2 tRNA genes and 2 rRNA genes are annotated in these 674 nt (G+C 48.5%); all 4 read right to left on the reverse strand.

Annotation, left to right across the window (positions count from 1 at the left end):
• A 23S ribosomal RNA gene (locus ACJ8HN_RS24205) occupies window positions 1-95 on the reverse strand; the annotation flags it as partial.
• A gap of 207 nt (window positions 96-302) precedes the next feature.
• Window positions 303-378 (reverse strand) — tRNA-Ala (locus tag ACJ8HN_RS24210).
• Window positions 379-416: 38 nt separating this feature from the next.
• Window positions 417-493 (reverse strand) — tRNA-Ile (locus ACJ8HN_RS24215).
• Between the two features lie 74 nt (window positions 494-567).
• Window positions 568-674, reverse strand: a 16S ribosomal RNA gene (locus ACJ8HN_RS24220); the annotation flags it as partial.

The following is a 674-nucleotide window of genomic DNA, read 5'->3' on the forward strand; positions in this document are numbered from 1 at the left end:
TTCATATCACCTTACCGACGCTTTTCGCAGATTAGCACGCCCTTCATCGCCTCTGACTGCCTAGGCATCCACCGTGTACGCTTAGTCACTTAACCTCACAACCCGAAGATGTTTCCATCGTTCAAGTTGCAAACATTTGAGAGACTCTATGACAGGTTACTCTTCATTCCGGTACTTCTACGGAGGAATGAATTTCAGCCGTCATGTTTCAATTTTCAGCTTGTTCCAGATTGTTAAAGAGCAAAATACTTCGCAGCATACTGTTGCCAATATACTCTGAAGTAGTGAAATACCGGACTATATGGTGGAGCTAAGCGGGATCGAACCGCTGACCTCCTGCGTGCAAGGCAGGCGCTCTCCCAGCTGAGCTATAGCCCCATACAGTCACGCGCAGTACCTTTTCCACTTCCGAGAAGTGGTAGGCCTGAGTGGACTTGAACCACCGACCTCACCCTTATCAGGGGTGCGCTCTAACCACCTGAGCTACAAGCCTATAAAGGTATTTCTGCTCGTTACTTTCTATCAGACAATCTGTGTGAGCACGCCACTCGAACTAATATCTTTAGGTAAGGAGGTGATCCAACCGCAGGTTCCCCTACGGTTACCTTGTTACGACTTCACCCCAGTCATGAATCACAAAGTGGTAAGCGCCCTCCCGAAGGTTAAGCTACCTA

Origin of the sequence: Serratia sp. CY29653 (assembly GCF_052169255.1) — a bacterium.
In the GTDB taxonomy this organism is placed as follows: Bacteria; Pseudomonadota; Gammaproteobacteria; order Enterobacterales; family Enterobacteriaceae; genus Serratia; species Serratia sarumanii.